We start from the raw sequence: 25617 nt of genomic DNA, 5'->3' as shown, positions 1-25617 counted from the left end.
TTAGCACTTGCAGCTAGCTTGTTTATGTTTTCTTGGGGTTCACAAGCACTAGAAGACGACTTTAACAAACAAATTATTGTTGATGCTGACCGCCAGCAGGTCAATATCAAAGAAAACCGAGTCACCTTTTACAATAATGTTGTGGTGACTCAAGGCTCGATAAAAATGCACGCCGAAGAACTAAGCGTTATTGGTAGCGAAGAAAAAGGCAGCGAAGTTATGATCGCTAAAGGCGAACCCGCAACGTTTTATCAATTACTTGATAGCGGCAAGCCAATTGAAGCTGAAGCTAACGAAGTGCGTTACGACTTAAAAACCCAAACGCTAACACTCACTACCAATGCTCAACTCAAACAAGAAGAGAGCTTGGTAAAGGGTAAAATGATCAAATACAGCATTAATAAACAAGAAATGGTGGCTCAAGGCGACGAGAATAGCCGTGTCACCACTATTTTCTTGCCTCAACAGCTTGATGAGCTAACCCCCAAGGAAGACCAGCAATAATGAGCACCCTAATTGCTGAAAACTTGGCTAAGGCTTACAAAGGCCGCAAAGTTGTCAAAAACGTTAGCTTAAACGTAGAGACCGGCAAAATTGTCGGTTTACTTGGCCCAAACGGCGCTGGCAAAACAACCACTTTTTACATGGTGGTGGGTTTGGTGCCTCGTGACCAAGGCCGAATTCTCATCGACGATGACGATATATCCAGTACTGCAATGCACACCCGTGCACGCAAAGGCATTGGCTATCTTCCGCAAGAAGCCTCTATCTTTCGCCGCTTATCCGTAGAGAAGAACATTCTTGCCGTATTAGAGACTCGAAAAGACCTCGATAAAGAGCAACAAATTGGCGCATTAGACGACCTTCTTGAAGAGTTTCACATTGGCCATATTCGCAAAAACCTAGGCATGAGCTTATCGGGTGGTGAACGCCGAAGAGTTGAAATTGCTCGAGCACTAGCCGCCGCACCTAAGTTTATTTTGCTTGACGAACCCTTCGCGGGGGTAGATCCTATTTCTGTTATCGATATTAAAAAGATCATTGAACACCTACGTGATCGCGGTCTAGGTGTACTAATAACCGACCACAATGTTCGAGAAACTCTCGATGTTTGTGAGCATGCCTATATCGTTAGCCAAGGTGAATTGATAGCCTCAGGAAAGCCAGAAGAAATTCTCGAAAACGAACATGTGAAACGAGTTTATCTCGGGGAACAATTCAAGCTATAGTTAAAGTGCAAGTTTAAAAAAGACAATAAAAAGAAGGAACAGCGGTAGTTAATGAAAGCATCTTTGCAGTTGCGTCTTGGTCAGCAGTTAACCATGACCCCCCAGTTACAACAGGCCATTCGCTTACTCCAGCTTTCAACACTGGATTTACAGCAAGAGATCCAAGAGGCTCTGGAAAGTAACCCTCTGCTTGAGGCGGATGAGTCTCATGCCAATGATAGTGACGCAAACGACGCTAAATCTACTAATGAGAAGTCTACCGAGGCCGAATCCACTGCGGACATAGACAACAGTCAAATTGAAGCAGGCGATGCCATTAATCAAGAAACTGTTTCTGACGACCTCCCTGTTGACTCTACTTGGGACGATATCTACAGCGCTAGTTCTGCTCCGGCCAGCTCATCTGGCAATGCCATCAGCGACGACAACGACATGGTGTTTCAGGGCGAAACTGTCGACTCATTGCAAGACCACTTATTGTGGCAAATGCAACTCACTCCATTTAGTGAAGTAGACCAAGCTATTGCTTTAGCCATTATTGATGCGGTAGATGAATCGGGCTACCTCACTCAAGACTGTGAGCAGCTACTGGAAGGCTTACGTTCAAGCGATAACAATGACTTAGATGTAGAGCTGGATGAAGTAGAAGCGGTGCTTAAGCGCATTCAGCATTTTGACCCGGTTGGTATAGCAGCGCGCTCGCTGCAAGAGTGTTTACTAATCCAATTAAGTCGCTTTGCCGAAGACACACCTTGGCTAAATGAAGCCAAAGACGTAGTTTCAAATCACATTGATGTATTAGCTAATCGCGATTTTCGTCTATTAGCCCGTAAAACCAAACTTAAAGAAGACCAGTTACGCGAAGTTATGCGTTTGATTCATACGCTTGAACCTCGGCCTGGTAACGCAGTTGAGCCTAACCAAGCCCAGTATATTATCCCAGATGTATCGGTTGTTAAGCGCCAAGGACGCTGGGTGGTAGAACTCAACCCAGATGCAATGCCTAAGTTACGGGTTAACTCCCATTATGCATCTTTAAGTAAAACCTCCACCAACGCTAACGATACCCAGTTTATTCGTAGCCACTTACAAGAAGCCAAGTGGTTTATTAAAAGTATCGAGAGCCGCAACGAAACCCTATTAAAAGTATCCAACTGCATTGTTCATCATCAACAGGCGTTTTTTGAATATGGCGAAGAAGCCATGAAGCCAATGGTACTGAACGATGTTGCAGAAGCTGTAGAAATGCATGAATCCACTATTTCCCGAGTAACCACCCAAAAGTTCATGCACACACCGCGCGGTATCTTCGAGCTTAAGTATTTCTTTTCTAGCCATGTGGCTACCGATGGTGGAGGTGAGTGTTCATCAACCGCTATTCGTGCATTAATCAAGAAACTGGTAGCTGCCGAAAATACCAGTAAACCACTCAGCGACAGCAAAATTGCTGATATTTTGGCAGATCAGGGGATCAAGGTGGCAAGACGTACAATTGCTAAATATCGTGAATCTTTAGCAATTCCACCTTCTAACCAACGAAAGAGCCTTATTTAAGGCCACTAAAAAGGGGAAGATATCTATGCAAATTAACCTTACTGGACACCACGTAGAAATAACTGAATCTTTGAAAGAATATGTCCACAGCAAGTTTGCCAAACTCACCCGACGATTCGATCAAATCAATAATGTTCACGTCATCCTCAACGTCGAAAAGCTGAACCAAATTGCTGAAGCTACATTACATTTAAACGGCGGCGAAGTATTTGCCACCTCTGAGCACTCTGACATGTATGCTGCCATAGACAGCCTGATTGATAAACTTGATCGCCAAGTCATCAAACATAAAGAAAAACTTAACAAACGTTAACCAACCTTATGCAACTAAACAAAGTACTTAGCTTGAACTGCACTCAAAGTGCAGTTCAATGCTCTTCAAAAAAGCGCGCCCTAGAAATAGTCAGCGAGCTGGCTGCCAAACAGCTTGATACTACTACCCAATGCATTTTCGAAAGCTTGTTAAATCGAGAAAAGATGGGCAGTACTGGTATTGGCCAAGGCATTGCAATTCCTCATGGCCGTATTGACAACCAACATCAAGCCACTGCGGTTTTCTTGCGTTGCGATCCCCCCATTTCTTTCGATGCTATTGATAACAAGCCGGTTGACTTAGTATTTGCATTACTAGTACCCGAAGATCAATGTAAGCAACATCTTAATACTCTTGCTCAAGTCGCTGAAAAACTTAACGATAAGCAAATATGTAAACAACTTCGTTGTGCACAAAGTGATGACGAATTGTACGACATCATGGTAGCCTAATAGGCTAATCAGCCTTAGGGGTTATCATGGAACTGATCATCGTTAGTGGGCGCTCGGGTTCAGGAAAAACCGTCGCCTTAAGAGTATTAGAAGATCTCGGCTACTACTGTGTCGATAACTTGCCGGTTGTACTTTGGCAATCACTTATCGACAACTTAAAAAAAACCTATTCTAAAGTAGCAATTAGCATTGATATTCGAAACCTTCCCGATGAGTTATCACCGGTAGGACAGCTAATACGCGATGCAGGACCTGACATCAATCTGTTAAGCATTTTTTTAGATGCGAAAGATGAAGCGCTAATCCGCCGTTACAGCGAGACACGCAGGGTACACCCGCTTAGTCAAAGCAACTTATCCTTAGCTGAAGCGATTGAATCAGAAACCGAGCTATTAGCCCCCATTTCTAGAAATGCAGATTTGCGTATCGATACTTCCCGTTTATCGGTACATGAGCTAAGCGGCTTGATTCGCTCGCGTGTTACAGGCGATCAACAGCAACAGCTAATCTTGGTTTTCGAATCCTTTGGATTTAAAAATGGTGTACCTAACGATGCCGACTATATGTTTGATGCGCGTTTTTTACCTAACCCGCATTGGCAAGAGGAGCTGCGTCCACTTACCGGCTTAGATAAAGCCGTACAAGAATACTTGGCTGCACAACCTCTAGTTACCCAATATATCGAGCAGATTAGTCAGCTATTGCAATCTTGGTTACCGCATTTGGAAGCTAACAATCGTGCCTACTTAACCATTGCGATTGGTTGTACTGGCGGGCAACACCGTTCGGTGTATGTGGCTGAACAACTGGCTAGCCACTTTAGCGCACAGCGCAAGGTGCAACGACGCCACCGAACTTTGGAACACCGCCTTGAAGCTCACTAGACAAGTAGTCGTTAAAAACAAATTGGGGCTGCACGCTCGCCCAGCCACCAAGTTGGTTGAGCTGGCTCAGCAATTTGACGCTGAGCTCAGCATTATCGACGGCGAGAAAACAGCTTCAGCTGCCAGTGTTATGGGTTTATTGGTACTCGCCAGTGCGCAAGGAAGCACCCTAACCATAGTATCAGAAGGTGCTGATGCAGAAGCTGCCCTAGACGCTGTTCAAGCTCTGATAGAAGCAAACTTCAATGAAGAATAAACCAATTCACAACAAAGCCAAGCTACAATTAGCAAGCAGCACATAGCAAAATAACAGTAGGGATCGCTTATGCCAGAAGAGATGGAGTTAAACCCTAATCAGCACAAACGCTTACAGGAGCTAAATCAAGCCCTCGACAGTGGTATGTTTGTGCATGTTAGGCGCATGCTTCATCAAATGCCCCCCTGTGATGTAGCGCTGCTTTTGGAGTCTAGCCCACCAGCTGGCCGCGAAGTGTTATGGCAACTCACCGATCCTGAGCAACACGGTGAAATCCTCGAAGAGCTAAACGAAGATGTAATGGAAGGGGTACTTCAGTTAATGGAGCCAGAAACACTGGCAGCTGCAACTGAAGGCATGGACACCGACGACATTGCTTATGTACTTAGAAGCCTGTCCGACAGCGTATACCAAGAAGTTCTTGAGCAAATGGATAGCCAAGACCGCCATCGCGTAGAGGCGGCTCTAGCTTATCCTGAAGATACTGCAGGCAGTATCATGAATACCGATACCATTACCTTGCGGGCCGACGTAAGTATCGATGTGGTATTGCGCTACTTACGTTTGCGTGGCGAACTACCAGAGGCTACAGACGCCCTATACGTAGTTGACGAAGATGACTTGCTACTGGGCGACATTCCACTATCAACTCTGCTTACGGTAAATCCCAATGTTAATGTTCGAGAAGTAATGGATGGGAACGCAGAGACCATCCATGTATCCATGGCCGAAAATGACGTAGCCGCATTATTTGAACGCCACGACTGGATTTCGGCTCCGGTCGTTGATGACCAAGGTAAACTGTTAGGCCGGGTAACCATCGATGATGTAGTCGATATTATTCGCGAAAACGCCGAACACAGCATGATGGGAATGGCGGGTATGGACGATGATGAAGATACCTTTGCCCCAGTGATAAAAAGCACCCAACGCCGCACCTTTTGGTTGGCAGTAAACCTGTGCGCGGCCTTAGTCGCGGCCTCCATCAGCAATATGTTTGAATCTACTCTCGAGCAGTTAGCCACCTTGGCCATTTTAATGACTATTGTACCCAGCATGGGAGGGATTGCTGGCAATCAGACCCTTGCTTTGGTTATTCGTGGTTTAGCGGTGGGTCATATTGGTGAAGGTAACTCACGTTGGTTAATAGGCAAAGAAGCTGCGATTGGCATGTTAAACGGGATAATCTGGGCTACGGTGATTGCCTTGGTAGTTACCCTCTGGAAAGGCGATTGGACCTTAGGGGTAATTATTGCTGGGGCAATGTTTATTAACATGTCACTGGCCGGTTTAGCCGGAGTAACTATTCCGCTGTTAATGAAGAAATTTAAAATTGACCCTGCACTAGCAGGCGGTATGGCCTTAACCACCGTGACCGACGTAATGGGGCTATTTTCTTTTTTAGGTATGGCTACCCTAGTGTTAGCCTAAGCTATAGTAGAATCAACATAACGGCTCTTAACCTGCTCGAACGATCAAGTTAAGAGCTGAGAATAACCTCTAGCTACCCGCTACTTTCATCGACGAAATAAGTACCGAGCCGGACTGAATAGTGCTTTCTTTATCAAAATCATCAGCGATAGCCACAATATTGGCAAACATGTCTTGTAAAGTACTAGCCACGGTAATCTCATGCACCGGAAACGCTATTTCACCGTTTTCGACCCAGTAGCCTGCTGCGCCACGTGAATAATCTCCAGTTACCGTATTTACGCCTTGCCCCATCATCTCTGTAATAAGCAGGCCAGTACCCATTTGTTTCAGCAACTCTGCGCGAGTTATGCCACTGTGCTTAACCTTCCAGTTATGGATACCACCAGCGTGACCGGTACTTTGCATTCCCAACTTACGTGCCGAATAACTGGTTAGTAAGTAAGTTTCTAACTTGCCATCAGCAATAATGTGCTTAGCCGACGGCGCAACCCCTTCACTATCAAATGGCGTACTAGACAAGCCTTTTTTAATAAATGGATCTTCATAAATCGACAACCAACTCGGGAATAATTGCTTGCCTAAACTATCCAACAAAAACGATGAACGGCGGTACAAGTTGCCACCACTAATTGCCCCCACTAAATGACCAAACAGCCCACTCGCTACGTCTTGGTCGAATACCACGGGTACCTCACAAGTAGATATCTTTTGGCTATTTAAACGCCCTAAGGTTTTTTGCTGAGCTTTAGTGGCAATGGTTTCAATGCTATCAAGATCTGCAAAGTCACGCGCCACACTATAGGCATAGTCGCGTTGCATCTCCTTTTCGCCAGCAATTAACATGCAACTAATGCTATGACGACTAGTAGGATAACCGGCTAAAAAGCCATGGCTATTGCCATATACCTTCACACCATAATGACTATTGATATTAGCGCCATCACTCGCCTTAATTTGTGGGTTACGCAAAGCAATATCTTCGCACTGCTTAGCTACATCAATAAAATAGTCTGGCTCTAAGGGATGAGGATGAAATAACTCAAGATCTGGAATATCAGTAGCTAAAAGCGCTTTATCAGCAATTCCTGCAGCTGAGTCTTTAGAGGTGTATTGCGAAATATCGTAAGCAGCTTTCACTGCATTTGTGATCGCTTCCGGACTTAAATCTGAAGTCGAAGCACTGCCCTTACAATTAGCTGAGTATACTGCAATGCCTAATGCGCCATCGTGATTAAACTCCAAAGTCTCAACTTGTTGATCGCGAGTCGCTACACATATCCCGGTTTGCTTTGAAATTGACACTTCAGACTCATCGGCACCCAACTGTTTGGCTTGTTCCAAGGCGAATTCCACCGCCTGCTTCAATTGACTTAACTCTTGACTAACTTGTTTTTCAGGGCTCATTTTTATTCTTCATCTCCATGCATGGCACTAGCATAACAAAACTCATCGAGCGACCATATCCAAGAACTGGTAAGATATGAAAAAAAGTACCATGAGAGTTAAAAATGAAGAATCAACAGCCCTATGATGAAGACGATTGGATCAGTAAATCTGAAATCAAACGTGAAGCAGATCGGCTGAAAAAAATTGGTGCCGAGTTAGTTGCGCTCACCAACCCGCAGCTAGCCACCATTGAAATGAGCCCTACGCTACGCGAAGCGATTGCCCTAGCGAAACGCTTAAAAGACAAGCGAGAAGCTGCGCGTCGCCATATGAATTACATTGGCAAAGTAATGCGTACCGAAAATGAAGAGGCGATAAATGCTGGCTTAGATAAAATCCGCAACAAGCACATTTACCAAGCTCAAGCGCAGTTGGCATTGGAAAAACAGCGAGATTTATTAGTTGCCGAAGGCGATGCTGCAATAAATCAATTGCTTGAGCAAAACCCCAATTTAGAGCGCCAAAAATTACGCCAATTAGTGCGCCAAGCCAAAAAAGAAGCCGAACTAGAAAAACCAGCAAAGGCTCACCAAGATCTAGCTAAATATTTAAAAGAAAACACTTAATAAGCTAAGAACAAAAGGGCCTACGCCAAGACGTTTACAAAAGGTGGGTCTAGGTCTTTTTAGTCAAAGCAATAAGGGGGCTGTTTTACTGGTTAATTCCAGCATGCAGCGCCCTTTTTCTTGGAAAAAATTTTCTAAAGGATTACCTAATACCCATCACACTAAGTAAGTGATCAGAAATAACGCAGGAAAAATACTCGAGAATAAGGCAAGATTTTTCGATAAGTCGTTATTCTACAATCAAAAATTCTAACGCAGTTATCGAGTATTTAACCAGATAGAATGAACTGGTACTTAGTACGATTGGTATAAATATTCAGCGACTCCCTACTCTTGCGGTATCGCTCTACGCAATACGGGTTAGGCTGAAATCTCTTTGCTGCAAGGAAGTATTTTTAATACAGCAAGTTATTAGGACTGGCCTAGATGGGCACTCCTTGCATTTTTGTTATCCTGAGAAAGCAAAAAAGCAAGCGATGCTTGCCTTTCCGGATAGGGCCACAACATGTAAACGCCTTGGGTTTACGGCCCTTTTCTGTTATGCAGTTTATTTACGCCGTACCGCCAACCGTTAACTCATCAAGTTTAACACTGGGTTGACCAACCCCAACTGGCACACTTTGGCCTTCCTTGCCACATACCCCAACCCCTTGGTCAAGAGCGAGGTCATTACCAACCATGGATACCTGCTGCATCGCTTCGGGTCCACAACCAATCAGTGTTGCACCTTTAATTGGCGCGGTAATCTTCCCATCTTCAATTAAGTAAGCTTCTGAAGCGGAAAATACAAATTTACCTGAAGTAATGTCCACCTGTCCGCCACCAAAATTAGGCGCAAAGATCCCTTTTTTCACCGAGGCAATCAGTTCTTCTGGTTCGCTTTCGCCAGGCAACATATAGGTATTGGTCATACGCGGTAGGGGTAAATGCGCATAAGATTCGCGTCGACCATTACCGGTTGAGCGAGTATTCATAAGCTGAGCATTGTGCTTATCTTGCATGTAGCCTTTTAGTACACCATTTTCGATCAATACATTGTATTGTCCTGGGGTACCTTCATCATCAATATTTACCGAACCTCTACGTTGCCCCAAGGTTCCATCATCAACAATGGTACATAGACTTGAGGCCACTTGCTCCCCCATACAACCACTAAAGGCAGAAGAGCCCTTGCGATTAAAGTCACCTTCCAAACCGTGCCCAACTGCTTCGTGCAGTAATACACCAGGCCAACCGGCGCCTAGCACTACTGGCATTAAACCAGCTGGGGCATCTACCGCCTCTAGGTTTACTAAGGCTTGACGCACTGCTTCGTCCACAAAGCCCATGGCTCGCTCACGGCCATTCACTTCTTCTAAGAAGTAGCTGTAGTTGCGACGCCCACCACCACCGGCAGAACCTCGCTCTCGGCGTTGATTGCGCTCAACGAGTACACTACAGTTAAAACGAATCAAGGGGCGAATATCCGCCGCTAAGGTACCATCACTGGCAGCAACCAATACCTCTTCATAAACACCGCTCAAGCTAACAATTACCTGAGTAACCGCAGGATCCAAGCTACGTGCATATTTGTCTGCTCGCTCTAATAAAGCAATTTTTTGCTGATTAGACAGGCTAACTAAGGGGTTATCAGCTTGATAAAACTGCTCAGCAGTGACTTTACTAAAAGGTTTAATCTTGGCGTTTACACCTTTTGAGCTGATGCCTCGTGCTGCTTGGCAAGTTTGTAGCAACGCGCTGTTATTAATCACATCGGAATAGGCAAAACCGGTTTGCTCGCCACTTATTGCGCGAACTCCTACGCCTTGCTCAATGTTATAGCTTCCTTCCTTTACAATACCGTCTTCCAGCACCCACGATTCGTGGCGGCTATGTTGGAAGAACAGATCAGCATAATCAATTTGGTGTTTTGCCACTTCGGTCAGCGCCATACTTAGCTCTTGTTGGCCAATGCCTCCTGGCACCAGTAATGACTGACTGACTTTTTCAAACGACATAGTGTTTATTCTCTCCACCCTAGTTGTAATTGACCATGCAACGGCACGGGCATCCGGTCCCTAACTTGCTGTAATAGCTGCGGATTAAAATCGGCTCTTGCTGGCCCCGTTCCGCTTGGCTGTAGATCTAAACAACGCCCCCAGGGATCAATAATCATTGAGTGTCCCCAAGTTTGGCGTTGATTTTCGTGTGTTCCTGTTTGATTGGCGGCCACCAAATAGAGTTGATTTTCTATGGCTCTGGCTTGCAGTAGCGCTTGCCAGTGGGCTTCCCCAGTTAATGCAGTAAATGCAGCAGGAAGTAATACAATATCACAGCCCTGTTGACGCAGCAGCTGAAATAAGTAGGGAAAACGTAAATCAAAACAAATCGCCATTCCTACTCGAATTGCGCCCATATCAAACCAAGCGAGCTGCTCACCAGCAACAAAACTGTCTGATTCTCGGTAACTCCCCACGTTGTCAGCCACATCCACATCAAACAAGTGTAGCTTGTGATAATGCTGCAATAGTTCTCCAATGGGTGAGAAGGCCAAACTGGTGGTGTAACAACGATGCTGTTCTTCAGCTTTAGTAGGCACGCTACCAGCCACCAAATAAATGCCATATAACTGGGCTTGTTGGCTAAGCCAAGTTTGAATAGGCCCTTTGCCTAAATGCTCGGCGATAGACATATAGGCCTTATCGCCGCCACCGTAACAAGCGAAGTTCTCAGGTAAAAGTACTAAGTCACCGGCCCTAGGATTAGCCTGTTGCAATAAAGCTTCTGCCTGTTTTAGGTTGTCGGCAACCAGACCATTTGAGGTCATTTGCAACGCAATTAACTTCATTAGCGCGACTCTTTTGCCCTAAACTCATCAGGGACTTTGATTTCTTGCTTCACTCGTTCAAGCTCAATGAGCTCAGGTTCGGCTAGGTTACCAGTAAGGGCAAAATTAATTTGCGTAACCACCTCTACCACAGGTTCAAATAACTTAGACAATGCTAACACCGCAACGCCTGTCGCAGGTGTAACCAAAAATGCAGCCAGTACCGGTAAACTAGAAGTTACTTTGGGTGAGTAACTTACTCGATAATTAATTTTCCCATCGCGAAAGTCCACTTCCCCTTTACCACGCATTACTCCAGCAACGCCATCTAAGAAAAAATCTTGGTTATTAGCCACACCGTTATCAAAAGCAACACTTCCGCTCATCGAATCAAAGTGCAGACCTTTCTCAAATACATCACTAAAATCAAGCTGCAAACGTCGGCGAATAGTATCTAGGCTAGCCAACGTAAGTAAGCGGCTACCCTTATCACTCATTTCAGTCACCACGCCTTTGTCGGTTTTCATCTCAACAGAGCCATTTAGGCTATTCATATTTGGCTTAAGTAAACTATCTTGCCAATTTACGTCAAAGGTGAACTCAGCCGAGGTACCTTTTAAAGGACTATCTCGGCCTAAATCTTCGATTAACAGTTCCAAGCTAGAACTATCAAGATTGCCCGCAAAGCCCGCTTGCTCTATCTCGTTCAGCTTATTCCAAAACAATGCAGCGGTAAGCTGGCTATGCCCCCAATCGACCGATAAGTGGCCGTTTTTCATTGTTTGGTTTTCAATTGGCAACTCCAATTTAACGTTGCCAATACGATAATCGCCAAACTGGCAGTCATTACAACTAAGCGAAATAGGAGGCAACATATCTAGCAAAGAGCGATTTGCTTTCTCAGTCTGTCTACTGTGTTGCTCAGGTGCCTTATCTAGCTTAGAAAAGTCCAGCTCACTAAGCTGAGCTTTCTCAATATTAACCTTTACTGCTTGCTCTACACTTGGTTTTTCGGGAGCGGCAATGCTAGCAATTAACTGATCAGATTCAATTTGCAGTTGGGTTTTGCTTCGAGGTAGATAAGCAATATTGAAGTTATTAAAAGTTTGCCCTAACAGCTGAGCCTCATCAACCGCACCGCGAATAAACATTAACGGCGGTATAGCCAAACTCACATTGGTATAGTTTGTTTCAGGTTTTTCCGGAGTAAACTTAATCTGTTCCTTTGACCAGCTCAGCCAAGGCTGCATATCTAACTGACTAAATTCAAATGACATCGCTAAGCCTTCACCTTGCCAGAGCAAATCATTATCCGCACCTAAGTTAAGTAAGGCATATTTGAGTTTTTTCTTTTCCTCAACAAAATCAATCTGAGCAAAGCCTGAAATCAATTGATTAGACTCTAACTGCAACTTAGTACTCGATGCATTACCAGTAATACTTAGCGCGGTAGGCCAGGTTTCTGCTGGACGCTTTTGTATAGGTTCCGGCAACGTTAGTGCTAATCCTAGTAACTCGCTACGAAAATCACCTTTGTACTCAAACTGGCTTTCTGGTTTTAAATGTATATCTAAATCGCCCTGCCAATTAAGATTACCCGATAGGTACTCGGCAAGAGGGAGTCCAAAAGCTCGCTGTACTTCATCTAGCGGCCAGCGTCCTCCCAAATCAAAACTCAATAAATAATCATCATCAATGGCTTGCGTATTAAATTTAATATCCAGTGGCATGCCCCGCCAAAGTGCGCTTAAATTATTAGTACGTAATGTTTCATTTTGAAAATATAAGCGGCCTTTAATCTGGCTCAAGCTCATCCCTGCTGGTTTAACATCAATATTGTTACCATTGAAGTCGACATGACCATTAACCTCAACATCAGCATCATAGAGTGGAATATTTAGATAAATCTCACCCGACACATCGCCATTACTAAGCGGTAACTGAGTTAAACTATCACTAAGCGCATCGATGGGGGATTGCAACAAATAGTCCTGTACGCTAGCTGCCGAGCCAGCAACCTTGCCAGTAATAAACAGCTCAGAATAGCTTTGAAACTTTGGAATACTGGCACTGATCCGCTGTGCAGGCACTTTTCCTAAACGTGCTCGATTACTCTCCATAAACAAGCCATCATTTTGAAACAGCAAGTCCAACTGCAGTTCTTGCAACGCGGGCCAATCAGGATCGAACTTAAAAGTGGCATTATCGAGTGGTACAAACGCTTGGAAAATGCCGTTGTTAGCATCGTAAGGATAATTATCAAGTTGGCCATACCAAAGCACTTGACTATGCTTTGCTTGTCCTCCCACTAAAGCATCTTTTAAGTAAGAGAATACCTTGTCTGGCATAACTTCTGGGTAATACCAATAAGCCTTCCCTGCGTCTTTTATCTCGGCGTTTGCCATCAAACTTAACACTGGCCATGCGCCATCTTTTGGCCAAGTTAGCGACCATTTACCAACAAAATCTAGCTCTGGTGTCACCAAATGGGTATATTGGCTGCGTAAGCTAAATTCAGGATCTGCAAAGTGAATGGCAATATCTGACTCAAGTTGCTCAATTGTCCAAGTTTCATCAAATTGCACGCCTAGGTGAAAATCACCTTGCTGTTGCAAACGTAATTGTGCGTGCTGCGTATCACCCAAAACTTGAGCATTTAAATGAGTAAGGCTAGGTATAAAAGACTGACCTTTAGTACTTAAGTCAACCAACTCGGCTTGATAACGCAGTTGTTTTGTTGCTTGAATATAGTCGATATCTAGATGATTAAGTTGGCCACCAGTAAGCAACTTAGACCAAGCAATATCGGATTCGCTATCCTCTAATATAGCCAATAAGGGTGACCAAATGGCTAACTCAAAGCCGGCCAAGCGCCACGCATGATGCTGTTTACTGGCCAAACCTTGTAAGGAAAAATCAGTACTCTTGTCGTTAATACTAAGTTGCCAAGGCAACTTGTCTATTCGCCACTTATCTGCCACCTTCAAACCTTGAATAAGGCCGCTGTCGATGTTCATTACCTGGCTGTTTTGTTTGCCCCAACGAAGTTGGCTTTGTTGCCACTGGCTTACCCAGCGTTGTTGCTGGTCAGCGCCAAACTCTGCCCATAAAGAGAGATTAATGTCACTTTCAAGGTGCTGAGCCGCCCCACCTAACAATTTACGCAAAGCTTGCAAATTAAGGTGTTCAACCTTAGCAAACAACTTACCTGTTAATTCATCTACGTTTGAGGCATCACCCAACAAGTCGACCCGAAAGCTCACTTGACCATTTTGCCAATCTTGGCCAACTAAAATTTCACCGTTACCTTGGTGTAAATGCCCTTTATTTACCCAATCCAAGCTCGCAATATCAAAATTCATGCTATGTTCAGGTAAACCAAGTTCAATTAAACTATTGGTTAAACTAAACTTCTCGAGCTGTCCCAAAAAAACATCACTAATAGCTTGATAACTTTGGCTAAAATCCCGAGACGATGAGCCATTTCCAGGGTCGACGCTAAGCTTTAAATGGAACTCATCAAGCACTAAATCTTTGAATACCACTCGGCGCTGTTCAAGGGTTTCCCAAAGATCTAGTTCTAGCATCAATGCGCCAACACTGAAGCGAGTTTTGCGGTTTTTTCCAATTGCTACTTCAGTATCTTCAAATACCAACATGGGCCGGAAGTTACGCATCCGAGCACTAAGTTGACCTATGCGTAACTCTGCATCTTGATCAGCAACCAACCACTGCGCAAGGTCATCTTTATAATTACTGGCAAATGACAAAATGCCGCGTGCAATACTTAAGCACACGGCAATAATCACTAACAGGATCGCTAGGCCGTACCAGCACTTTCTGGCACCACGGCGTAAGGGAGTTGCCATAAACCTACATCAACACCACGTCAAACTGCTCTTGACTGTACATAGGCTCGGTTTGAACTCTAACTTGTTTTCCAATAAACACCTCTAACTCAGCCAAGCTGTGTGATTCTTCTCCCATTAGCATATCTGCAACTTTGGTCGACGCATATACAATAAAGTTATCTGCATCATAAGCGCGATTAACCCGGATGATTTCACGCAGCACTTCGTAACATACTGTCTCGACAGTTTTTACCGTACCACGGCCACGACAGGTTGGACACTCTCCACACAAAATATGTTCAATGCTTTCTCGGGTGCGTTTGCGGGTCATCTCCACTAAACCTAATTGAGAAAAGCCGCTAATGTTAGTTTTAGCCCTATCTTTGGCTAAAGCCAGTTCTAAACTATGCAATACACGACGCTGATGTTCAGAGTCGGCCATGTCGATGAAATCGATAATCACAATACCACCCAAATTGCGCAAACGCAGCTGGCGGGCAATTGATTGAGTGGCTTCTATATTAGTATTGAAAATAGTTTCTTCGAGGTTTCGGTGACCAACAAATGCGCCAGTATTTATATCGATGGTGGTCATCGCTTCGGTCTGGTCGATAATCAGGTAGCCGCCAGACTTAAGGTCCACGCGTCGTTTTAGGGCGCGTTGAATCTCATTCTCTACATCAAACAAATCAAAGATCGGTCTGTCGCCAGCATAGTACTCGAGGATTTCGGTAAACTCGGGCACAAACTCAGCACTAAAAGAAACTAATTGCTCATAGGTCTCGCGTGAATCAACTCGAATACGGTCAAGATGAGTGCCTACAAAATCACGAATGATCCGCAGCGCCAAATTCAGCTCTGCATACAACTTACTTTTACTCGGCGAGCTCTCTTTACGCTGTAGAACCTTACGCCATACTCGTTTTAAGAAAGCAGCATCTTGCTCAAGCTCATCAGCACCGATGCCTTCAGCGGCTGTGCGAATAATAAAGCCGCCCAACTCATCAACAAAGTCGCCACATATCTCTTTTAAACGCTCGCGCTCTTGTTCACTTTCTATTCGTTGTGAGACCCCAACATGGCTGCTGCCCGGCATAAACACTAAGTAACGTGAGGGCAAAGTGATATCTGTAGTTAAACGTGCCCCCTTGGTTCCTAGTGGATCTTTTACCACCTGCACCATAATGTCTTGGCCTTGCCTGACTAACTCTGCAATATTTCCTGCTTGGAAGTGTTCTTGTTCTGTAACATCAACACATTCCGTATGCGGAACAATGTCAGAGGCATGTAAAAACGCGGCTTTTTCTAAACCAATATCTACAAAAGCCGCCTGCATCCCAGGCAGTACTCGGCTGACTCGCCCTTTGTACATATTACCAACAATACCACGCCGCGCATCGCGCTCAACGTGGGTTTCTTGCAAGATCCCGCTATCCACTAAAGCAACACGAGTCTCGGTAGGGGTAACATTGATCAATAATTCTGCTGACATAGTAACCTAGCGAGTTAAATGTAAATGGAGTAAACGGTCAGTCTCTACCAATGGCAGACCAACCACCGAACTATAACTACCTTCAATACGTTCGACAAACTTACCGCCAAGCCCTTGAATGGCATAACTTCCCGCCTTATCTGCCGGTTCACCAGTGGCCCAATACGCCGCAATTTGACTTTCTGAAACCGGACAAAAAAACACCTTAGTTATGACTAACTGAGTATCCACACCACCCTGATGATACAGGCTGATTGCTGTCATTACTTGATGCTGCTTAGCACTTAATAAACTCAGCATACGCTGACTGTCTGCTGCGTTTGTTGGCTTACCTAATACTTCGCCTTGGCATACCACAATAGTATCTGAGCCTAGCACCGCCACCGGAAAGTCAGCCTGCTGCTGGTAAACAGCAGCGGCCTTCTCTTCAGCCAAGCGACACACCAAAGCTTGTGCTGACTCCCCCACTTTGGGCGTCTCATCAATATCAGCAGCTTGTGCAGTAAAGGTCCAATCTAACTGAGCAAGCAGTTCAATTCTTCTCGGTGAGGCCGACGCTAAAATCAACGGGCATTGCTGCGTCATGATATTTTCCACTGGCGGCGCAGCTTACGCAGCAGCAAAAATATCCAAGGCCAAGCAACAGTAGTCGTAATAACTGGATAAAAATAGCCAGAAGGTAACTGAATATCTTGAACCAGGTATTCTGCCCAAAAAACCACAATTTTCGCTAAACCAGTTAAGCCGCCAACAACTAGTGCTTGCTGCCAAACCGAAAAATTACGCAACCGGGTAAAATTAGTAGCCGCAATATAGGCCACTATCGACATGGCTAAGGCCCGAACGCCTAGGGTTGAACCAAGCAGAAGATCAAGCACAAAGCCCACGACAAAAGCAATCCCCACATTGCTTCGATGGGGTAAAGCAATTGTCCAATAGAATACACATACCAACACCCAGTCTGGACGAAAAGCATCTGCAATTAATGGCAAAGGAATAATTGCCAATATTAATGCTATGAACAAACTTGCAATAATAGCGCTGCGGCCATTAATTTTTTCAATCATACGATGCCTTTATCAAGCCAATGTTTAAGGCCAAATTAACAGTAAATAACGTAGGCGATCTAACTCCACCACTGGCGTAGCCATTACGTCGGCATAAGGCTTACCTTCCTGATAATCAAAGCGATTAATGACCGCCACTGGGTAGCCTTCTGGAAATACACCGCCTAAGCCAGAGGTCACAAGTACATCGCCTTCTCCGATATCGGTACTGCGCGGTATATGCGGCAATTGCAAACGATTTAATTCGCCAGTACCGGTAGCCACTGCTCGGATATCATTTCGCGCAATACGCACTGGAATGCCGTGGCTCGCATCGGTGATCAGCAATACTCGGCTGGTCGTTGTACCTACATGCAATACTTGACCTATCACACCAATATCGTTAATTACTGGCTGCCCTTCAAACACCCCATCTAATTTACCTTTATCGATAACCACCTGATGCGAAAATGGATCTGAGTCCACGGCCATGATTTCGGCCACCAGCTTACGGCTGTCGTTGCGAACAGGAGAGCCCAATAAAGCACGTAAGCGGGAATTTTCTTTGGCTAGGCTTTCCATTAATAACTGGTCGGCGCGATTAAGCAATAATTGCTCTCGCAAGCTACTATTTTGTTTCTTCAGCTGTTCACGGGTAATCACTTGATTGGACATCGAGTCCATAACTTGACCCGGCATATTGGCAATGTATTGCAAAGGGCTCACAGCGGAATGCAAATATACTCGCACTTGCTTAAAGGCAATCAGTTTACTGTCGATGAAAATCAAAGAAATGGACAACAAAATAGCGAGCACAAGGCGAAGCTCTAAAGATGGACCTGGGCCGAAGATAGGTTTCATCGGTCGTTACCTAAGTAGTTGTCTGTTTGGAACAAAGTTAAATAAAACGAAGAACACAAGGCGTGTTCTTCGTTGTGGCTGCTTATTCGTAGTGGAACAAGTCACCGCCATGCATGTCGATCATTTCAATAGCTTTACCACCACCTCGTGCCACACACGTTAGAGGGTCATCAGCAACCACTACAGGTATACCAGTCTCTTCCATCAATAAACGATCTAAATCGCGAACTAATGCGCCACCGCCGGTTAACACCATGCCACGCTCTGAAATATCAGATGCTAGCTCTGGAGGGCTTTGCTCAAGCGCTACCATTACTGCACTTACAATACCTGAAAGGGGCTCTTGCAAGGCTTCTAGGATCTCGTTGCTGTTCAGAGTAAAGCTTCTTGGCACGCCTTCAGCAAGGTTACGACCACGCACTTCAATTTCACGAACCTCATCGCCTGGGTAGGCAGAACCAATAACATGTTTAATCCGCTCAGCTGTTGCTTCACCAATTAAGCTACCGTAGTTACGACGCACGTAGTTAATAATGGCGTCGTCAAACTTGTCGCCACCAATACGTACTGAAGAGGAGTAAACCACCCCGTTTAGCGAGATAATCGCAACTTCAGTAGTACCACCACCAATATCTACCACCATAGAACCGGTAGCTTCTGAGACTGGCAAGCCGGCACCAATTGCCGCAGCCATTGGTTCATCAATTAGGTAAACCTCACGTGCTCCAGCTCCCATCGCCGATTCACGAATTGCACGGCGCTCAACTTGGGTTGAACCACAAGGAACACACACCAAAACACGAGGGCTTGGACGCAAGAAGTTATTATCGTGAACTTGTTTAATAAAGTGCTGCAGCATTTTTTCAGTAACATAAAAGTCGGCAATTACACCGTCTTTCATTGGGCGAATCGCCAAAATGTTACCGGGCGTACGACCTAGCATTTGTTTAGCGGCATGACCTACCGCAGCGACACTTTTGGGGCTACCAGCGCGCTCTTGGCGAATAGCCACTACTGAAGGTTCGTTAAGTACGATCCCCTGATCTTTTACATAAATAAGTGTATTAGCTGTTCCTAAGTCGATAGACAAATCGTTAGAAAACAAGCCTCGAAGCTTTTTAAACATAGCTGGGCGAATCCTGAGAAATAGTGCCGATGATAAGCGATTAAAACTTGGCTCACTTTACCAATGCAAACCGTTACTAGCAAGCATACTATAGAGAGAAGCCAAGGATAGTGAAGGCTATCACCTGCCTTTCACTAAATACTTGGTTTAGATTGCATATTTTTCGGCCAATCTACTATCAATAGCGCATTCTACGATCTATAACCCGATCGCTTTGACGAAATATACCAAAGGTCACTTGGCCACTTCCTGCAGCATCATCTGCACTCTCGTAGCTGCCATTACCATTCCAATCTTCACGTAGCCAATTAAGATGACTGTCTAAATTAAACCAATAATCCACTTGCCCAGTATTGCTGTCACCCGGAGCAGTAAAATCGACCCAAATTATGCCTTGTTCTGCGGTGCCTGGAGAACGAAGTGAAACATCAGAACTGCCTCCGCCTACTTGAGCGGAGTTAGCATCAACTTTAGGTAAGAATTCTAAGCTAGGAAGATTGAGATTACTGCACACATCATCAGTATTTCGGATGTACCGGCTACCATCGTAATACTGCAACTCGCCATTAACTGCTATAGCTTGAAGCTCTGAGCCAAAGCCGTTATTAAGCTTAATTCGACCATGGCGCAACTCTGGAGCAGTACCCAACACACAGCTATAAGCAGTATCATCATCTCCCACACACACATAAGTGCCATCGGTAGATTGAATACCAGCATCGCTATGTTGATAAAACAAGCTAATAGCGCCATCCACTACCGGAGCTTGCGCCGTTACCGGCTTTTCAACGCCAGAAAGTAAATCTGTTTGAGTAAACACGCCATCAGCCCATGTGCTGCTAGGTTCTTCTATCGTAAAGCCATCATCAAAACCCGCCACCGCAGAGCTACTAACAAAACGCCAATCATTTTCTAGATCTCTGCCAACTTCGGTAACAGGGACATTTTTATCTGTAGAGTAATTTTTGGTAGTAACACCAAATGCATTCTCAGCCACCAAAGTCCAACTCACCAGCTGCTCTTGCTGACCAATATAAGTAAAATCACCCGCTAAACAGGCAGCTTGAATGCTCGCCACGGTCAATTCAAAGTGATGTGGATAAAAACTGCCAACCACATCACTGGCTTTTGCTACAGCATAATCTTCCAAAACATAAGCTAGGTACTCAGACACCCAGCCAGTGTAATTTATGCTTCCCACCTCAGAATAATTAGTATCAATTATTCGCATCACACCTGCCGATTGGCTATCGATGGCGCCTTCACTAAGAACGCCTTCAACGCCATTTTCTGGGTCGGGCTCAGGTCTTGGGCTTTCTAAGCTAGCCTCCTGCTTTAAATCATCAGGGTCGGCCACAAAGTTAGGTGCATGGCACTCTTGTCCCTGAGTACTGATATCGCAGTTTTCGATAACTGCAACTAGGGAAGAAATAAAAGGGTCTCCAGCTTTCGTGAAGTAAGTTGTTGGATTAACTCTAGTCTCATCTGTTTGATTTTTTATATTTTGCCAAACGAAACCCGCAGGGATTAAGTCCGCGGTAGAGCTTCCCAGCAAAGTAGTGGTCGAGCCATCGATTATCGAGCCTTCTTCATCCCAAAAGTTAATGCCCAAACGACCTACATCGGGATAACGCAAATTAAGCTGCGCTTCACCGCCAGAAAATACTGTTTTGATTTTGGTATTGGCACTTTGACTAGTGCTTACATCTACAAATTCATTGCTAACTTGGTCTTGCACAGCCAGTTGCCGCGTTCCTGATGCAGGCTGGATATAATCAGTCCAAAAGCTCAAATCTTTGGTGCCTTGATAATTAGCGATTTGGCTACAGCCAACACCACCATCTGGGTCTTTCCCCACTGCGGTAAGCTTAAGGACAAACTGGGTATTAGCTTTGTGGGGATTCTCTCCCCAAGTTCCAATTAGCTCATCTTTAAAACCATAGGCATTAAAGGTCACAACGGTACTGGCACTAATTCCACCATCGGCTACGCTAAGCGTGACAACGCCCTCTAAAGGGTGCAATAAACCCAAGGTCACTTCACCTAAATCGTTAGGTACAAAGCTATAGCTGGCTTGACCATTATCTGCTCCAGCTTGCAAGTTGCCTTGGCCATTACCTTGCGACCAAGTGCCTCTATTAGTTGAAGTAGTCAGCCCAACAGTTCCTTGAAAGTTCTGGTCAATTTGCCCATCTAAAGTCGCTTGGATAGTCACCTCATGGATATCACAGGTGAGTCCGGCACTATCAGCAAAGATATTAAGACCAGGCACCTGCACCGAAGAATTAGAGGCGAACGCCATATAACTGTATTTCTCCGCCAAGTGATTACGTTCATTATCCCGATATTGGTCTTCTTCGGTGATCATCGAAAAATTAGCGGCATTGTGCTGACATCGCCTTAACCAACCACCATTATTACCACGTCGCTCATTTTTGCTGCCCACCAAAATGGGGGGCGTAGCAAACAGATTAGTTTGATAACTGGTGGTGTAGTCACAAGTAGCCTCTGGTGAGATGGTACTGCCGCCACTACCATGAGTAACGGAGTTGCCAAATTGATAATTTACCACCTGATTATCTACCGTGATAGCGCCTACCGTTGGCTCTGTTGCAAGGTAGGCGACGGTGTCATTTTGTATATCGGTGTAAAAGATTGAATCATTATCCGAGACACAGTAACGCGCAGAGCCAAAGAAATTAGTATCATAGACTTCGCTGCTATCTATCGCTAAGCGAATCCCATTATTGTTGAATTCTGAGTTTGAGCTTAGCCAACAGTTATTATTACGTGATTGCTTTTGATGCAGCACCACTGAAAGATTACCAGGCATATCAACATTGAAATAGCTTCTATCCGGAAACGGAAAGGCTTTATTCGTTTCTATAGTTCCCGCTCTTAACTCAGTACCATCTTCTAGAAAATGTTCTCCCTCATTCACCGCAATCCAATCAATCGCTTGAATATTCTTCGAAGGCGTGGTGTTTCCTGGCGGCTCTTGCCGTGCCCAGGTAAAACCCGTCCACTCACCGTTACTTTGAATAACATTGGTTAACACTGCAGCTACAGGCCCATCATTATTTGGGTCACTGGCATCCATTGGCGTCATCAAAAAAACTAAAGGTTTAGACTGATACGCTTGATCAAAGGTGACTGTTCCACCGTTTTGACCAGCGCCATCGCTACCAAACTGCAATAACAGGGGCTCGGCTGAAGATCCACAATCAGGCACAACATCTATTTGATTAGATCTATCTTGGAATACCACCTCACTCTGTCCATTTAGAAGAACTCCATCGCCCGTAATTGCGCCATTTAAAGTAGCGCTGCCGTCAAGTGATGCGAACTGCTCGCTAAAGACATAGGCATGTAGGGTTGTCCCACCATTTTGTACAAAGTCGCCATAAGAATAAAAAACTAGTCTTTCAGGGTGACCTGCATCACCAGTAATATCCCCATTATGCCGATAATTTGACTCTATAAAAAAAACGACCGAACCAGAAGACGGCAAGATGATATTTGTACCATAATTGAGGGTCAGTCTTTCAACCCAATATTGACCTGCTGCGAACTCAACAGTTCCATTATTGACATTTAGATGCTTAATCCTATAAACACCACCTTCATCAACAAATTTGAAGTTACCACTCACGTTAATATAAACATCGCCGTATTCGCCTGCAGGCAGCTCTATATTCTCATTCCAACCGGGTGAGATATTTTGATTACTCGTCGTTCGGCACTCCTCAAACAAAGGGATGCCATTTGGTTTAACCGCCAAAGGAGGGTTGTTACCTCTCTCTTGACAAATGCCTCTGCCATTCACGCCTAGGCAAGCTCCGGCATAGCCGGAAGTATTGCCATTGTCAGGATCATTAACAACGTTTGCTGGGAGTTTGCGATTAGGCGGGGCGTTAGATAGCGTTGAAGAACTAACAAAGTCAATTTCACCCGAGGAGGTATAAGAATTAACCCCTTCGACAAAACTCGCGCTCCAATCAGCAGAGGAAGTAACCGTATAACAACAGAGCAATCCGAGCAAAAAATACGCAAGACGTCTCATAACCCACTCCTTGCTTGAACCGTTTGGCTACGTTGCACCAATACTTCTCCAGTGCCACATTGGCCTGTGGCTTGTAAGTCAAAAAAACGTGCACTTAATTGAGCGACATCATTCTGCTGACAAGTCACGGTAACACTGCAAGACGTTAATCCTTGCCCGGTAAGTACCGGCTGAGCGGTAACATTGCTACACTGACCTAGGGTTGTGTTTGGCACGTTAAGTGGAAATAATGCCGACAAGGCTTGCTCTAAACCAGAATAAGCCGCTAACTCAGCACGCGTTCCTAGAACATCCCATGCGGCATTACGGGAGGTATCTTGAATCATCGCCGTTAAACCCACGCTAATTAGTGCCATTACCACAATAACAAAAATAGCTACTACCAATGCACTTCCCCGCTGGCTAGCGGGGTAAGTTACATTGCCTCGCTGGCTAAGGCTGGTTAAGAACAACGATGTCATGATTAAATTCCACTACTTCTTGGTTTTCCACAAAGCGCAAGCGAAGATTCACCAAACCATTTCGAGTTAAACTGGCAGGCGACACTTGGAAAGGCTGAACAGCACTGTTTACTTCAAGCTTACTGGCCATTAATACCCCATTGCCACTATCCGCCGGCTGAAAGCGCAACAGCTTACTACCTTCCACACAATAACGGATCGGCTCTCCCAAGATAAACGCTCGCTGAGCGGGTGAATCGGTACTTACGCTAACCGAACCTGCAAAATTGACAGTACTCACTCCCGAACTTGCATCGGCACTAATATTACTTAAACAAAACACCTTGCCAGTCGCTGCAGTACAATTAGCATCGACTAAAGCACCATTGGCATTAAGCACTTCATCACTATTTAGCACGTATACACTTAACCACGCGCTGCCTACAGCAGAAAAACTAGGTTGATTTAATGAGGTCACTATTGACGCAGAAGCAGAGTAGCTTGGCGCTATCGGCAAATCGATATAAGTATGACTAGAAAAAGTAGGCACAAAGCTTAGGCAATGGTCTGCGGCATTGGCGCTATTAGGACTTAACATAGCGCTATTAGGCAAACTATTATGTAACTCGCGGTTTAAACGCTCGATGGCAAAACGCGCTTCACCCAACAATACTTGGCGGTCTGCGCCTTGTCGGTAAATCAAACTACCAGTGCGTAAAAAGTCACTGGTAGCAATGGCTAAAATAGCCAACAACACCAAGGTAATAACCAGTTCAATTAAGGTAAAACCTTGTAAGCGGCGCATTAGTAATTCCACCGATAAGCGCTAAAGGCGTAATCAATGCCATTAGGTGCTCTAATTATTACGTCGATACGTTTGGCTGCATTGATGCCATGCTCACTGCTATCAACGCTAACTCGATACCAAAAATTTCGATAAATATCAGATAAATCAATACCTAAACTATCATCAATATTAATAAATGCACCATTGGTGTGGTAGTCATCCACATCGTTATATTGAGCCCGACTTTCCCCATCAGGGCCATAATCACTGGCTGCCGTGCAGCTCAACTGCCCGGTTTCACCACAGCGCCACAGCCCTCCGCCGGTGTGATCAGAATTTTCATCAAATGATTTGCCAAGGATTTCATTCATTAAACTTGAACCAAGCTCGGCCGAGCGCACCTCGTAAACCGGGTCGACACTTTTGAGCGCTTGCGGAGCTAGAAAAGAGGTAATCACCACCAGCGATATGGCCAATACAACAATACCTACAATTAACTCGATAAGGGTGAAACCAGCAGCAGACGGCTGCTTACAAGGGCGCATGAATATAGCCCTCAGATTCTATGATAATAGTATGGGTATCATCGCCTTCTACACTTATCACACAAGGGAACTGATTACACAAGGATGATTCGGCAAGCCTTACTCGACCCATGCCATCAAAACGAATCGTTCCTTGGCTGACCAACAAATCATTAGAATAAGCAACAGCTTCCAAAGGTGGAGATGTATTGGCACAGCTGCCATCGGTAGACAATTCGCCAGAAAAATAGTTATCAGTATTTATTTGCAGAAAGAAGCAATCTTGATAATGGTTCATTGCTTGGGTTTGCACTAAGTGCAAACGACTTAATAGTTGCTCTCGCAGACTAATTTCGGCAAAGCCACCGCGAAAGAATTTAGGTAGTACGGTGATGGCCAGAATGCCAATTAAGATGAGCGTAATCACCAGCTCAATAATAGTAAAGCCGGAGGTTTTAGGGTGAGGTATTCGTGGAAGTTCCAATTT

At 44.9% G+C, this 25617-nt stretch carries 23 protein-coding genes; 9 read left to right on the top strand and 14 right to left on the bottom strand.

Annotated features, from left to right (window positions below):
- The first annotated feature begins 24 nt into the window (after positions 1 to 24).
- The 8 genes from lptA to mgtE all read left to right on the top strand — a co-directional run bounded on the left by lptA (position 25) and on the right by mgtE (position 6119).
- The gene (gene lptA, locus K5L93_RS13150) at positions 25 to 504 is read left to right on the top strand and encodes a lipopolysaccharide transport periplasmic protein LptA (RefSeq protein WP_220720243.1); all 480 of its coding nucleotides are present in this window, start codon (positions 25 to 27) and stop codon (positions 502 to 504) included.
- Positions 504 to 1229, top strand: coding sequence for an LPS export ABC transporter ATP-binding protein (lptB, locus tag K5L93_RS13145; protein WP_016400744.1), 726 nt, complete (start codon positions 504 to 506; stop codon positions 1227 to 1229). The genes lptA and lptB overlap by 1 nt, the downstream gene beginning before the upstream one ends.
- 51 nt (positions 1230 to 1280) lie before the next feature.
- A complete protein-coding gene (locus K5L93_RS13140) occupies positions 1281 to 2783 on the top strand; it encodes an RNA polymerase factor sigma-54 (RefSeq protein ID WP_220720242.1) in 1503 nt (500 codons plus the stop codon).
- 25 nt (positions 2784 to 2808) lie between these two features.
- A complete protein-coding gene (gene hpf, locus K5L93_RS13135) occupies positions 2809 to 3096 on the top strand; it encodes a ribosome hibernation promoting factor (protein ID WP_220720241.1) in 288 nt (95 codons plus the stop codon).
- An 8-nt stretch (positions 3097 to 3104) separates the two neighbouring features.
- Complete coding sequence (gene ptsN, locus K5L93_RS13130; RefSeq protein ID WP_220720240.1) at positions 3105 to 3548, top strand: PTS IIA-like nitrogen regulatory protein PtsN; 444 nt, start codon at positions 3105 to 3107, stop codon at positions 3546 to 3548.
- 26 nt (positions 3549 to 3574) lie between these two features.
- Complete coding sequence (rapZ, locus tag K5L93_RS13125; protein ID WP_220720239.1) at positions 3575 to 4432, top strand: RNase adapter RapZ; 858 nt, start codon at positions 3575 to 3577, stop codon at positions 4430 to 4432.
- The gene (locus tag K5L93_RS13120; protein WP_220720238.1) at positions 4419 to 4688 is read left to right on the top strand and encodes an HPr family phosphocarrier protein; all 270 of its coding nucleotides are present in this window, start codon (positions 4419 to 4421) and stop codon (positions 4686 to 4688) included. The genes rapZ and K5L93_RS13120 overlap by 14 nt, the downstream gene beginning before the upstream one ends.
- A gap of 69 nt (positions 4689 to 4757) precedes the next feature.
- Entirely contained in the window at positions 4758 to 6119 is a 1362-nt protein-coding gene (mgtE, locus tag K5L93_RS13115) for a magnesium transporter (protein WP_220720237.1), read from the top strand.
- Between the two features lie 69 nt (positions 6120 to 6188).
- Here mgtE and pmbA read toward each other — a convergent pair whose 3' ends face one another.
- Positions 6189 to 7526 (bottom strand): metalloprotease PmbA, encoded by a 1338-nt coding sequence (gene pmbA / locus K5L93_RS13110; RefSeq protein WP_220720236.1) that lies wholly within the window; start codon positions 7524 to 7526, stop codon positions 6189 to 6191.
- A 104-nt stretch (positions 7527 to 7630) separates the two neighbouring features.
- Between pmbA and yjgA the strand changes: the two genes are divergently transcribed.
- Entirely contained in the window at positions 7631 to 8134 is a 504-nt protein-coding gene (gene yjgA, locus K5L93_RS13105; RefSeq protein WP_220720235.1) for a ribosome biogenesis factor YjgA, read from the top strand.
- Positions 8135 to 8685: 551 nt separating this feature from the next.
- On the opposite strand, the gene tldD is transcribed toward yjgA, so the two are convergent.
- From tldD to K5L93_RS13040, 13 genes are all read right to left on the bottom strand, one after another.
- Positions 8686 to 10131: a metalloprotease TldD gene (tldD, locus tag K5L93_RS13100; protein WP_220720234.1), complete on the bottom strand. Its 1446-nt coding sequence runs from the start codon at positions 10129 to 10131 to the stop codon at positions 8686 to 8688.
- Positions 10132 to 10136: 5 nt separating this feature from the next.
- Positions 10137 to 10961, bottom strand: coding sequence for a carbon-nitrogen hydrolase family protein (locus K5L93_RS13095; RefSeq protein ID WP_246615049.1), 825 nt, complete (start codon positions 10959 to 10961; stop codon positions 10137 to 10139).
- Positions 10961 to 14809, bottom strand: a complete 3849-nt coding sequence (locus tag K5L93_RS13090) for a YhdP family protein (protein WP_220720233.1) — start codon at positions 14807 to 14809, stop codon at positions 10961 to 10963. Before K5L93_RS13090 ends, K5L93_RS13095 begins: the two co-directional genes overlap by 1 nt.
- A gap of 4 nt (positions 14810 to 14813) precedes the next feature.
- Entirely contained in the window at positions 14814 to 16283 is a 1470-nt protein-coding gene (gene rng / locus K5L93_RS13085) for a ribonuclease G (protein ID WP_220720232.1), read from the bottom strand.
- 6 nt (positions 16284 to 16289) lie between these two features.
- Complete coding sequence (locus tag K5L93_RS13080) at positions 16290 to 16868, bottom strand: Maf family protein (protein WP_220720231.1); 579 nt, start codon at positions 16866 to 16868, stop codon at positions 16290 to 16292.
- Complete coding sequence (mreD, locus tag K5L93_RS13075; protein ID WP_220720230.1) at positions 16865 to 17350, bottom strand: rod shape-determining protein MreD; 486 nt, start codon at positions 17348 to 17350, stop codon at positions 16865 to 16867. The genes K5L93_RS13080 and mreD overlap by 4 nt, the downstream gene beginning before the upstream one ends.
- A gap of 24 nt (positions 17351 to 17374) precedes the next feature.
- Positions 17375 to 18190 (bottom strand): rod shape-determining protein MreC, encoded by an 816-nt coding sequence (mreC, locus tag K5L93_RS13070; RefSeq protein WP_220720229.1) that lies wholly within the window; start codon positions 18188 to 18190, stop codon positions 17375 to 17377.
- 82 nt (positions 18191 to 18272) lie between these two features.
- Positions 18273 to 19316 carry a rod shape-determining protein gene (locus K5L93_RS13065; protein WP_016400728.1) on the bottom strand — a complete coding sequence of 348 codons (1044 nt, stop codon included), beginning with the start codon at positions 19314 to 19316 and terminating at the stop codon, positions 18273 to 18275.
- 178 nt (positions 19317 to 19494) lie between these two features.
- On the bottom strand, positions 19495 to 23379 hold the full coding sequence (locus tag K5L93_RS13060) for a DUF6701 domain-containing protein (protein ID WP_220720228.1): 3885 nt from the start codon (positions 23377 to 23379) through the stop codon (positions 19495 to 19497).
- A complete protein-coding gene (locus K5L93_RS13055; RefSeq protein ID WP_220720227.1) occupies positions 23376 to 23840 on the bottom strand; it encodes a hypothetical protein in 465 nt (154 codons plus the stop codon). Before K5L93_RS13055 ends, K5L93_RS13060 begins: the two co-directional genes overlap by 4 nt.
- Positions 23812 to 24624 carry a PilW family protein gene (locus K5L93_RS13050; protein WP_220720226.1) on the bottom strand — a complete coding sequence of 271 codons (813 nt, stop codon included), beginning with the start codon at positions 24622 to 24624 and terminating at the stop codon, positions 23812 to 23814. The genes K5L93_RS13055 and K5L93_RS13050 overlap by 29 nt, the downstream gene beginning before the upstream one ends.
- Positions 24624 to 25151: a type IV pilus modification PilV family protein gene (locus tag K5L93_RS13045; RefSeq protein ID WP_220720225.1), complete on the bottom strand. Its 528-nt coding sequence runs from the start codon at positions 25149 to 25151 to the stop codon at positions 24624 to 24626. Before K5L93_RS13045 ends, K5L93_RS13050 begins: the two co-directional genes overlap by 1 nt.
- Positions 25138 to 25614, bottom strand: a complete 477-nt coding sequence (locus K5L93_RS13040) for a type II secretion system protein (RefSeq protein ID WP_220720224.1) — start codon at positions 25612 to 25614, stop codon at positions 25138 to 25140. The genes K5L93_RS13045 and K5L93_RS13040 overlap by 14 nt, the downstream gene beginning before the upstream one ends.
- Positions 25615 to 25617: the final 3 nt, after the last annotated feature.

The sequence above is a fragment of the Agarivorans litoreus genome (genome assembly GCF_019649015.1).
Classification (GTDB): Bacteria; Pseudomonadota; Gammaproteobacteria; order Enterobacterales; family Celerinatantimonadaceae; genus Agarivorans; species Agarivorans litoreus.
This window is presented reverse-complemented; position numbering and strand designations above follow the sequence as displayed.

Coding starts and splice junctions, on each gene's coding strand:
- lptA (WP_220720243.1), top strand. CDS start 25: ATGTTTTCTTGGGGTTCACAAGCACTAGAAGACGACTTTAACAAACAA.
- lptB (WP_016400744.1), top strand. CDS start 504: ATGAGCACCCTAATTGCTGAAAACTTGGCTAAGGCTTACAAAGGCCGC.
- K5L93_RS13140 (WP_220720242.1), top strand. CDS start 1,281: ATGAAAGCATCTTTGCAGTTGCGTCTTGGTCAGCAGTTAACCATGACC.
- hpf (WP_220720241.1), top strand. CDS start 2,809: ATGCAAATTAACCTTACTGGACACCACGTAGAAATAACTGAATCTTTG.
- ptsN (WP_220720240.1), top strand. CDS start 3,105: ATGCAACTAAACAAAGTACTTAGCTTGAACTGCACTCAAAGTGCAGTT.
- rapZ (WP_220720239.1), top strand. CDS start 3,575: ATGGAACTGATCATCGTTAGTGGGCGCTCGGGTTCAGGAAAAACCGTC.
- mgtE (WP_220720237.1), top strand. CDS start 4,758: ATGCCAGAAGAGATGGAGTTAAACCCTAATCAGCACAAACGCTTACAG.
- pmbA (WP_220720236.1), bottom strand. CDS start 7,526: ATGAGCCCTGAAAAACAAGTTAGTCAAGAGTTAAGTCAATTGAAGCAG.
- yjgA (WP_220720235.1), top strand. CDS start 7,631: ATGAAGAATCAACAGCCCTATGATGAAGACGATTGGATCAGTAAATCT.
- tldD (WP_220720234.1), bottom strand. CDS start 10,131: ATGTCGTTTGAAAAAGTCAGTCAGTCATTACTGGTGCCAGGAGGCATT.
- K5L93_RS13095 (WP_246615049.1), bottom strand. CDS start 10,961: ATGAAGTTAATTGCGTTGCAAATGACCTCAAATGGTCTGGTTGCCGAC.
- K5L93_RS13090 (WP_220720233.1), bottom strand. CDS start 14,809: ATGGCAACTCCCTTACGCCGTGGTGCCAGAAAGTGCTGGTACGGCCTA.
- rng (WP_220720232.1), bottom strand. CDS start 16,283: ATGTCAGCAGAATTATTGATCAATGTTACCCCTACCGAGACTCGTGTT.
- K5L93_RS13080 (WP_220720231.1), bottom strand. CDS start 16,868: ATGACGCAGCAATGCCCGTTGATTTTAGCGTCGGCCTCACCGAGAAGA.
- mreD (WP_220720230.1), bottom strand. CDS start 17,350: ATGATTGAAAAAATTAATGGCCGCAGCGCTATTATTGCAAGTTTGTTC.
- mreC (WP_220720229.1), bottom strand. CDS start 18,190: ATGAAACCTATCTTCGGCCCAGGTCCATCTTTAGAGCTTCGCCTTGTG.
- K5L93_RS13065 (WP_016400728.1), bottom strand. CDS start 19,316: ATGTTTAAAAAGCTTCGAGGCTTGTTTTCTAACGATTTGTCTATCGAC.
- K5L93_RS13060 (WP_220720228.1), bottom strand. CDS start 23,379: ATGAGACGTCTTGCGTATTTTTTGCTCGGATTGCTCTGTTGTTATACG.
- K5L93_RS13055 (WP_220720227.1), bottom strand. CDS start 23,840: ATGACATCGTTGTTCTTAACCAGCCTTAGCCAGCGAGGCAATGTAACT.
- K5L93_RS13050 (WP_220720226.1), bottom strand. CDS start 24,624: ATGCGCCGCTTACAAGGTTTTACCTTAATTGAACTGGTTATTACCTTG.
- K5L93_RS13045 (WP_220720225.1), bottom strand. CDS start 25,151: ATGCGCCCTTGTAAGCAGCCGTCTGCTGCTGGTTTCACCCTTATCGAG.